General features: G+C 70.1%; 6 protein-coding genes. 3 read left to right on the top strand and 3 right to left on the bottom strand.

Features of this window, described 5'->3' with window-relative positions:
- Window positions 1–60: 60 nt before the first annotated feature.
- The 3 genes from ACWDSL_RS26685 to ACWDSL_RS26675 are packed head-to-tail and all read right to left on the bottom strand — an operon-like array spanning window position 61 to window position 3,017.
- Window positions 61–930, bottom strand: coding sequence for a hypothetical protein (locus ACWDSL_RS26685; protein ID WP_450489500.1), 870 nt, complete (start codon window positions 928–930; stop codon window positions 61–63).
- Window positions 931–983: 53 nt separating this feature from the next.
- Window positions 984–1,988, bottom strand: a complete 1,005-nt coding sequence (locus tag ACWDSL_RS26680) for a hypothetical protein (RefSeq protein ID WP_450489498.1) — start codon at window positions 1,986–1,988, stop codon at window positions 984–986.
- 45 nt (window positions 1,989–2,033) lie between these two features.
- Complete coding sequence (locus ACWDSL_RS26675; protein ID WP_450489496.1) at window positions 2,034–3,017, bottom strand: hypothetical protein; 984 nt, start codon at window positions 3,015–3,017, stop codon at window positions 2,034–2,036.
- A 98-nt stretch (window positions 3,018–3,115) separates the two neighbouring features.
- Here ACWDSL_RS26675 and ACWDSL_RS26670 point away from each other — a divergent pair, with 98 nt between their 5' ends.
- The 3 genes from ACWDSL_RS26670 (at window position 3,116) to folC (ending at window position 9,029) form a co-directional block, all read left to right on the top strand.
- Window positions 3,116–5,749: a valine--tRNA ligase gene (locus tag ACWDSL_RS26670; protein WP_450489494.1), complete on the top strand. Its 2,634-nt coding sequence runs from the start codon at window positions 3,116–3,118 to the stop codon at window positions 5,747–5,749.
- Window positions 5,750–5,892: 143 nt separating this feature from the next.
- The gene (locus ACWDSL_RS26665) at window positions 5,893–7,344 is read left to right on the top strand and encodes a peptidoglycan D,D-transpeptidase FtsI family protein (RefSeq protein ID WP_450489493.1); all 1,452 of its coding nucleotides are present in this window, start codon (window positions 5,893–5,895) and stop codon (window positions 7,342–7,344) included.
- A 182-nt stretch (window positions 7,345–7,526) separates the two neighbouring features.
- Window positions 7,527–9,029, top strand: a complete 1,503-nt coding sequence (gene folC, locus ACWDSL_RS26660; RefSeq protein WP_450489492.1) for a bifunctional tetrahydrofolate synthase/dihydrofolate synthase — start codon at window positions 7,527–7,529, stop codon at window positions 9,027–9,029.
- The last annotated feature ends 1 nt before the right edge of the window (window position 9,030 follow it).

The following is a 9,030-nucleotide window of genomic DNA, read 5'->3' as shown; positions in this document are numbered from 1 at the left end:
GGGCCCTGGGGATCTCCTCCCCAAGGGCCCTCCTCGCGTCTTATGGCGTCAGCGCGCCTCTCAGGCGGATTTGCGGGTGGCTTTGTAGATGCCCGCGGTCACCTTCGCGAACGCCTCCATGTCGGCGTCGTCCGCGGTCGTGTTCTCCGCGTTGACATCCAGCACCATCGCCGCGTCCGTCTTCTCCGCCCAGGCGCAGGCCGGAGCGTAGATGCGGTCGTACATCTTCACGACCTCGCACTCGATGCTCGGCCCGTCGGCGCCCTCGGGCTGGAACTTCTTGCGCTTCTCCTCGACCGTCGGGGAGGAGCCGCCGCCCGAGAAGCCCTTGAACATCTCGTCGCGGACCTTGTCGGGGTCGCTGAACTCCCCGTACACGCCGGAGAAGGCCAGCCCTGAGTTGGAGTCCTCGGCGCGGGTGTACTGGGCCAGGACCGAGGTGGCGCCCTCGGGCATGCGGTCCTGGACGCTGGTGCCCTCGTTCTCCAGGTCCTTGGTGCCCTTGTCCAGCGTGTACGTGCCGTCGTCCAGCGTCTTGGGGGTGACCAGCTTCATCGCCTTGGGCTTGTCGTCGCCCTTGTTGAGCACCACGGCGCCGGTGACGATCGCGCCGACCACCACAAGGCCGGCCGTCGTGATCGCGATGATCTTGGTCTTGTTCCGGCTCCCGGCGGGCGCGGCGGGCCCGGGGAAGGGGGGCTGGGGCTGCTGGCCGTACGGGCCCGGCTGTTGGGGGTAGCCGTAGCCCTGTGGCTGTGACGGCTGTTGGGGGTAGCCGTAGCCCGGCTGCTGCTGCGCGTACGGATTGGGCTCCGAGGGCGGTTGCTGCGCCCCGCCGTACGGATTGGGCTGACCGCCCCCGTACGGGTTGGGGCCCGGCTGGCCTCCGCCGTAGGGGCCGGGCTGCGGCGGCGGCTGGTTGTAGCTCATCGTGTGGGGTATCCCCTCCGGGCTGCGGCCTGTGAACTTCGCTGAGCGGGCGGCTACTTGATCTCCACGCGGGCGTCCTTGCGGACCTTCGCTGTGATGTCGGCGGCGGTGTCGAGCGACATGCCTCCGCCGGAGATCGCGGACGACACGTCGGAGACCACCACATAGCCGATGGTGCTGTTGTCGCCCCACATGCACAGCGGAATGGTGAAGCTCTTTATGGTCGAGGTGCCGCCGGAGAACTTCACGTTCTGGCACTTCATCACGGCGTCGTCCAGGCCGGCCGGGGTGACCTTCTGCGGGCTGCCCACGAGCTCGGCCTTCATGCCACCGCTCGTTGAGGGATCCTTCTCCGCCTCCTGCGAAATCTTCGTAAAGGCACCGTCGACGACCGCTTCGGGGTTCTTCACCTCGCCCCAGACGCCATTGAGCTGCAGCTGCTTTTGACTCACGCCTTCGCCGGACTTGTATTCCCCGCTCGCCGACTTTGCGTTCGTGACGCCGAACTTCTCGAAGTCCTTCGCGTCCTCGTCGGTAATCCCATCACTACCGGAGGATGCGTCCTTGGTGTACTCGCCCGCCACGGTCTGGGGCGCGGTCAGCTTGTAGCGCTTGCCGTCGTTGGCGACGACGTTCTTGTCGCCGCCGCCCTTGTTGCCGCCGCCGCCCTTGTCGTCGTCCTTGTTGTTGAACAGCAGGAACCCGCCGACCACCGCGGCCACCACAACCACCGCGCCGATGCCTATCGCCAGGCCCTTCTTGTTGCCGCCGCCGGGCGGGGGCGTCGGCTGGTACGGCCCGGGCATGCCCGGCTGCCCGTACGGCTGCTGGCCGTAGGGGGCGGCGGGCTGCTGCTGCGGGTAGCCGTACCCGGGCTGGGGCTGCGGCGGCTGCTGCGGCTGGGGCTGGCTGTAGGGGTTCGGCTGACCGTAGCCGCCGGCCTGCTGCGGCGGCTGCTGCGGGTAGCCGTAGCCGGGCTGCCCGGCCGCGCCGCCCTGCCCGTAGGGACCCGGCTGCTGAGGCTGCTGGCCGTACGGGCCCGGCTGGTTGTAGCTCATGTCTGTCCTTCTTCGCTTTGTTGCCGGTTGTTGCTAGCTGTTGAGCTAGCTGTCGATCTCCACGCGCGCGTCCTTGCGCACCTTGACGGTGAGCTCCGCGGCATCCCGTAGTGACATGCCCCCGCCGCCCAGGACCGCGGCCGCCGGGTCCACCATCACGGTGACGCCCAAGGTGTCCTTGTCGCCCCAGACGCACGCGGGTGCCTCAACGGATCCCTGATCCGAGGTGAACTTCAACGTCTGGCACTTCAGGACGTCCCCGTCGAAGCCGGCGGGGGAGAACTCCTGGGCGCTGCCCTGGGCCTGCGCCGTGCCGTTGTCCTGCAGCGCCTTGACGATGACGGCCAAGGACAGGTCCGCGCCCCGCTTCGGATCGGTCACATCGCCCCAGACCCCGGTGAACTTCATCATGTTCTTCCCGGAGGACTGGTAGTCGGCCGCCACCAGATGCGGATCCTTGACGACCGGCACCTGCTGGAGGTCCTTCTTGCCGGACTCGGACAGGTCGTTCTCGTCCGTACCGGCTCCCTGGCGCTGGTAGTCGCCCGCGACCGTCTTCGGGGTGGTCAGCTTGAACGGGCCGTCGTCGCCCCCGCCCAGCGCGAAGTAGTAGACCCCGCCGACCACGGCCCCCAGGGCCACCACCACGCCCACCGCGATGCCCACGGCTCTGCCCCGGCGGCGGCCCGGCACGGGCGGCTGGGGCTGCGGCGGCGGATAGCCGTAGCCGGTGCCCGGTATCTGCTGCTGCGGCGGTATCTGCTGCTGTGGTGGCTGGGCGTACGGATTCGGCTGGCCATAAGGGCTCGGCTGGCCGTAGCCCCCGTACGTACCGGAGCCTCCGTAGCCGCCCGACTGCCCGCCGGGCTGGCCGCCCTGGGGCGGGTAGCCGTAGCCGGGCTGCTGGGTGTAGGGATTATTGGGCACGGGCGACTGGCCGGCGCCGTACGGACCCGGCTGCGCCCCGTAGGGGCCGGGCTGCGGCGGCGGCTGGTGGTAGCTCATCGTGCCCTCTCTATCGATGCGCATGACAGGTGCGCAACATCCTTCCTGACGCGTTGCCCTCCCTTTGCGGCGGGGCCACAACGGGTTCGTAACGGAGTGCCGCGGCCCTTTAGACTGCGCTCGTGACCGAGAACTCTCAGCAGCGCCCCGACAGCGGGCCCAACAGCCACCCCGAACTGCCGACCCAGTACGCGCCGGCCGATGTAGAGGGGCAGCTGTACGAGCGCTGGGTAGAGCGCGGTTACTTCGAGGCGGACGAGAACAGCGGCAAAGAGCCCTACACCATCGTCATCCCCCCGCCCAACGTCACCGGCTCCCTGCACCTCGGGCATGCCTTCGAGCACACCATCATCGATGCGCTCACTCGACGCAAGCGCATGCAGGGCTATGAGACGCTCTGGCAGCCCGGCATGGACCATGCCGGTATCGCCACGCAGAACGTGGTGGAGCGCGAGCTCGCCAAGGAGGGCGTCTCCCGCCACGACCTGGGCCGCGAGGCGTTCGTCGAGCGGGTGTGGCAGTGGAAGGCCAGTTCGGGCGGGCAGATCTCCGGCCAGATGAGGCGCCTGGGCGACGGCGTCGCCTGGAACCGCGAGCGCTTCACGATGGACGAGGGGCTGTCCAAGGCCGTCCAGACCATCTTCAAGAAGCTCTACGACGACGAGCTGATCTACCGCGCCGAGCGGATCATCAACTGGTGCCCGCGCTGTCTGACGGCCATCTCCGACATCGAGGTGGAGTACCAGGACGACGACGGTGAGCTGGTCTCGATCAGGTACGGCGAGGGCGACGCCTCGATCGTCGTGGCCACGACCCGCGCCGAGACGATGCTCGGCGACACCGCGGTCGCCGTCCACCCCGACGACGAGCGCTACCGCCACCTGATCGGCACCGAGATCGAGCTGCCGCTCACCGGCCGCCGCATCCCGGTCGTCGCCGACGAGCACGTCGACCCGGAGTTCGGCACCGGCGCGGTCAAGGTCACCCCGGCCCACGACCCGAACGACTTCGAGATCGGCCAGCGCCACGGGCTGCCGAGCCTGACCGTCATGGACGAGCACGCGGTCATCACCGCCCACGGCCCCTTCCAGGGCCTGGACCGGCTGGAGGCGCGCAGCGCCATCGTCGGCGCGCTGCGCGCCGACGGCCGGATCGTCGCCGAGAAGCGGCCGTACGCCCACTCCGTCGGCCACTGCTCGCGCTGCAAGACGACCATCGAGCCGCGGCTGTCCATGCAGTGGTGGGTCAAGGTCGGCCCGCTGGCCAAGGCCGCGGGCGACGCGGTCCGCGACGGCCGGGTGAAGATCCACCCGGAGGACATGGCCAAGCGCTACTTCGACTGGGTCGACAACCTCCACGACTGGTGCATCTCGCGCCAGCTGTGGTGGGGCCACCGGATCCCGGTCTGGTACGGGCCGGGCGGCGAGGTCGTGTGCGTCGGACCGGACGAGCAGCCGCCGTCCGGCGAGGGCTGGCACCAGGACAGCGACGTCCTGGACACCTGGTTCTCCTCGGGCCTGTGGCCGTTCTCCACGCTCGGCTGGCCGGAGGACACCGGCAGCCTGCGGAAGTTCTATCCGAACTCGGTCCTGGTCACCGGCTACGACATCCTGTTCTTCTGGGTCGCCCGGATGATGATGTTCGGCCTGTACGCGATGGACGGCACCCCGCCGTTCCACACCATCGCCCTGCACGGCATGGTGCGCGACCAGTTCGGCAAGAAGATGTCCAAATCCTTCGGTAACGCGGTCAATCCGCTGGACTGGATGGACCAGTACGGCTCGGACGCGGTCCGCTTCACCCTCGCCCGGGGCGCCAACCCCGGTGTGGACGTGCCGATCGGCGAGGACTGGGTCCAGGCGTCCCGTAACTTCGCCAACAAGATCTGGAACGCGACGCGCTTCGCGCTGATGAACGGCGCGACGGTCGAGGGCGAACTGCCCGCGGCCGAGCGGCTGTCGGCGGCCGACCGCTGGATCCTGTCCCGGCTGAACACGGTGGTCGCCGAGGTCGACGCGCACTACGAGGACTACCAGTTCGCCAAGTTGTCGGACAGCCTCTACCACTTCGCGTGGGACGAGGTCTTCGACTGGTACGTCGAGCTGTCCAAGACCACCTTCGCGCAGGGCGGCGAGGCGGCCAACGCCTCGAGGCGGGTGCTCGGCGAGGTGCTGGACGTGATGCTGCGGCTGCTGCACCCGGTCGTCCCGTTCGTCACCGAGAAGCTGTGGACGGCGCTCACCGGCCGGGAGTCCGTCGTCATCGCCGACTGGCCGCGCGACAGCGGCTTCCGCGACGCCGCCGCCGAGCAGGAGATCACCACGCTCCAGCAGGTGGTCACCGAGGTCCGCAGGTTCCGCGCCGACCAGGGCCTGCAGCCCGGCCAGAAGGTCCCGGCGCGCCTCGACCTGTCCGGCACCCCGCTGGCGGCCCACGAGGACGCCATGCGCTCGCTGCTGCGGCTTCAGCCGGCCGGTGAGGGCTTCGCCGCCACCGCCTCGCTGCCGGTCGCGGGCGCGACCGTGGCCCTGGACCTGTCCGGCGCGATCGACGTCGAGGCCGAGCGCAAGCGGCTGGCCAAGGACCTCGCGGCGGCCGAGAAGGACAAGGCGCAGACCACGGCGAAGCTGAACAACGAGGCCTTCCTGGCCAAGGCGCCCGACCACGTCGTGGAGAAGATCCGGCAGCGGCAGACCATCGCCGATGCCGATATCGCCCGGATCACCGCCCAGTTGGCGGCCCTGCCCCAGGGCTGACCGCGCAGCCGACCGGCCGGCGCCCCCGCTCCCTCGATACGAGGGCGGCGGGGGCGCTTCGCGTGTGCGGGGTCACAGCCGGGAACCAAAAGCGCCGATCCGGGAGTTATCCGCTCGTACGTCCCGGAAGGAGCACCGCCACCATGAACAAGCCGCTGCGGCGCGCCTCCGTGTTCAGCCTGCTGCTCGTGCTGGCCCTTCTCATCTGGGCCACCTGGGTCCAGGTGGCCCGGGCGCACAGCCTCGACGACAACGCACACAACGTGCGCTCGGCCATCAAGGAGTACTCCGGGCCGCTCGGCGACATCCTGGTCGGCGGCAAGCCGGTCACCGGCTCCGCCGTCACCGGCGGCGACCTGAAGTACAAGCGGACCTACACCGACGGCGAGCTGTACGCGCCGGTCACCGGCTACGCCTCGCAGACGTACGGCACCACCCAGCTGGAGGCGCTGGACCGGGGCGTGCTGGACGGTTCGGACTCCCGGCTGGCCGGCCCGGACCAACTGCTGACCCGGCAGCGGGCCACGGCGGGCGATGTGCTCACCACCATCGACCCCGCCGCGCAGAAGGCCGCGTACGAAGGGCTCGGCAGCAAGACCGGTGCCGTCGTGGCCCTCGACCCGAAGACGGGGAAGGTCCTCGCCCTGGCCAGCACCCCCTCCTACGACCCCGGCACCTTCGCGGGCTCCTCCGCCGCCGACCAGAAGGCGTGGGACGCGCTGCAGAAGGACGACAAGCAGCCGATGCTCAACCGCGCGCTGCGCCAGACCTATCCGCCGGGCTCGGCCTTCAAGCTGGTCGTCGCCGCGGCGGCGCTGGAGGACGGGCTCTACGACTCGGTCGACGAGCCGACCAAGAGCCCCGATCCGTACCGGCTGCCCGGCACGGTCACCGATATGACCAACGAGAGCGCGTCGGCTCCTTGTAAGAACGCGACGATACGCACCGCGCTGCAGTACTCGTGCAACACGGTGTTCGCGAAGATGGCGGTCGACCTGGGGCAGTCCAAGGTGGCGGCCCAGGCGAAGAAGCTGGGGTTCGACGACTCCGGGCTCGACATCCCGGTGCGCGCCGCCAAGAGCGTCTACCCCAGCGGCATGGACGCCTCGCAGACCGCCCTGAGCGGCATGGGCCAGTTCGACGTCACCGCGACCCCGCTGCAGATGGCCATGGTCTCCGCGGCCATCTCCGACGGCGGCACGCTGATGAAGCCGTATCTGGTCGACCGCACCACCGACGGAAGCGGGGGCACCCTGGACAAGACCGAGCCCGCCGCGTACAGCCGGGCCATGTCGCCCGCCACCGCCGAGCAGCTGCGGTCCGCGATGCAGACGGTCGTGGAGCGGGGCACCGGCACCAGCGCGCGCATCCCCGGGGTGACGGTCGGCGGCAAGACCGGCACCGCCCAGCACGGCGAGCACAACAGCGCCAACCCGTACGCGTGGTTCGTGAGTTACGCGACTGACGGGCAAGGCCATCAGATCGCGGTCGCGGTGGTGGTCGAGGACAGCGGTGCGGCCCGCGCCGACATCTCCGGCGGCGGCCTGGCCGGGCCGATCGCCAAGTCGGTGATGAAGGCGGCGCTGGGCGAGTGAGCCGAAGGGCGCGACCCTGTCGAAAGAGAGAGCGCGCGCAGGCCTTGAGGAACGAAGGGCCGAGCACGGTCGACCGTCGACAAGGGCTGAGGCGCCCGGAGGCGAACCGAGCCGCGAAGAAAGGGGCGCGTGAGCCATACGGCCCCCGCAGGACGGCCGAGCCCTGAAAGTAGACTGTCACCGTGAGCGAGAGCCCCCAGAATGAGCCCGATGAGTTCGACGAGATCGTCGGAGCCGAGACCGACCGCGACCCCGATCTCGCCGTGATCGAGGCCGGCAGCCGGACGCTGCGGACCCAGTCGGGGCCGGCGCAGGGGGACGGCGTGCCCGCCCGCCCGGCCGACCCGGAGCTGGACCGGGCGCTGCGGGAGGTGGAGACGGAGCTCGCTGGGCGCTGGCCCGAGACCAAGCTGGACCCCTCGCTGGTGCGCGTCGAGGCGCTGATGGACGTCCTCGGCTCCCCGCAGCGTGCGTACCCCTCGATCCACATCACCGGGACGAACGGCAAGACCAGCACCGCCCGCATGATCGAGTCGCTGCTGGGCGCCTTCGAGCTGCGCACCGGCCGCTACACCAGCCCGCACGTCCAGTCGATCACCGAGCGGATCAGCCTGGACGGGGCGCCGATCTCCGCCGAGCGGTTCATCGAGACGTACCAGGACATCAAGCCGTACATCGACATGGTCGACGCCTCGCAGGAGCACCGGCTCTCGTTCTTCGAGGTGCTCACCGCCATGGCGTACGCGGCGTTCGCCGATGCGCCGGTCGATATCGCGGTGGTCGAGGTCGGCATGGGCGGCGTCTGGGACGCCACCAATGTGATCGACGCCGGGGTCGCGGTGATCATGCCGATCTCGCTCGACCACACCGACCGTCTTGGCACCACACCGGAGGAGATCGCCGCCGAGAAGTCCGGGATCGTCAAGCAGGACTCCACGGTGGTGCTGGCGCAGCAGCCGCTGGAGGCCGCGTCGGTGGTCCTCAAGCGCGCGGTCGAGGTGGACGCCACGGTCGCCCGCGAGGGCATGGAGTTCGGCGTGCTCTCCCGTGAGGTGGCGGTCGGCGGTCAGCTGCTGACCCTGCGCGGCCTCGGCGGTGAGTATCCGGAGGTCTTCCTCCCGCTGTACGGGGCCCACCAGGCGCATAACGCGGCGGTGGCGCTGGCCGCCGTGGAGGCGTTCTTCGGCGTCGGCTCGGAGCACGCCCGGGCGCTCGACCTCGAGACCGTCCGGACCGCCTTCGCCTCCGTCACCTCCCCGGGCCGCCTCGAGGTCGTGCGCCGCAGCCCGACCGTGGTCCTGGACGCCGCGCACAACCCGGCCGGCGCGCGGGCGGCGGCCGAGGCGGTCACCGAGGCGTTCGGCTTCAGCAGGCTGATCGGCGTGGTCGGCGCGAGCGGCGACAAGGATGTGCGCGGCCTCCTGGAGGCCTTTGAGCCGATCTTCGCCGAGGTGGTGATCACTCGCAACTCCACCCAGCGCGCGATGGACGCGGACGAGCTGGCCGCCATCGCCGTGGAGGTCTTCGGCGTGGACCGGGTGCAGGTCGAGCCGCGTCTTGACGACGCCCTGGAGGCGGCGATCACGCTCGCCGAGGAAGAAGGCGAGTACTCCGGCGCGGGCGTGCTGGTGGCCGGGTCGGTGATCACGGTCGGCGAGGCCCGGCTGCTCCTGGGAAAGGGCTGAA

The organism is Streptomyces sp. NPDC000941 (assembly GCF_053599555.1).
Note: the sequence above shows the minus strand (reverse complement) of the source record. Positions and strands in the feature narration are given on the sequence as shown.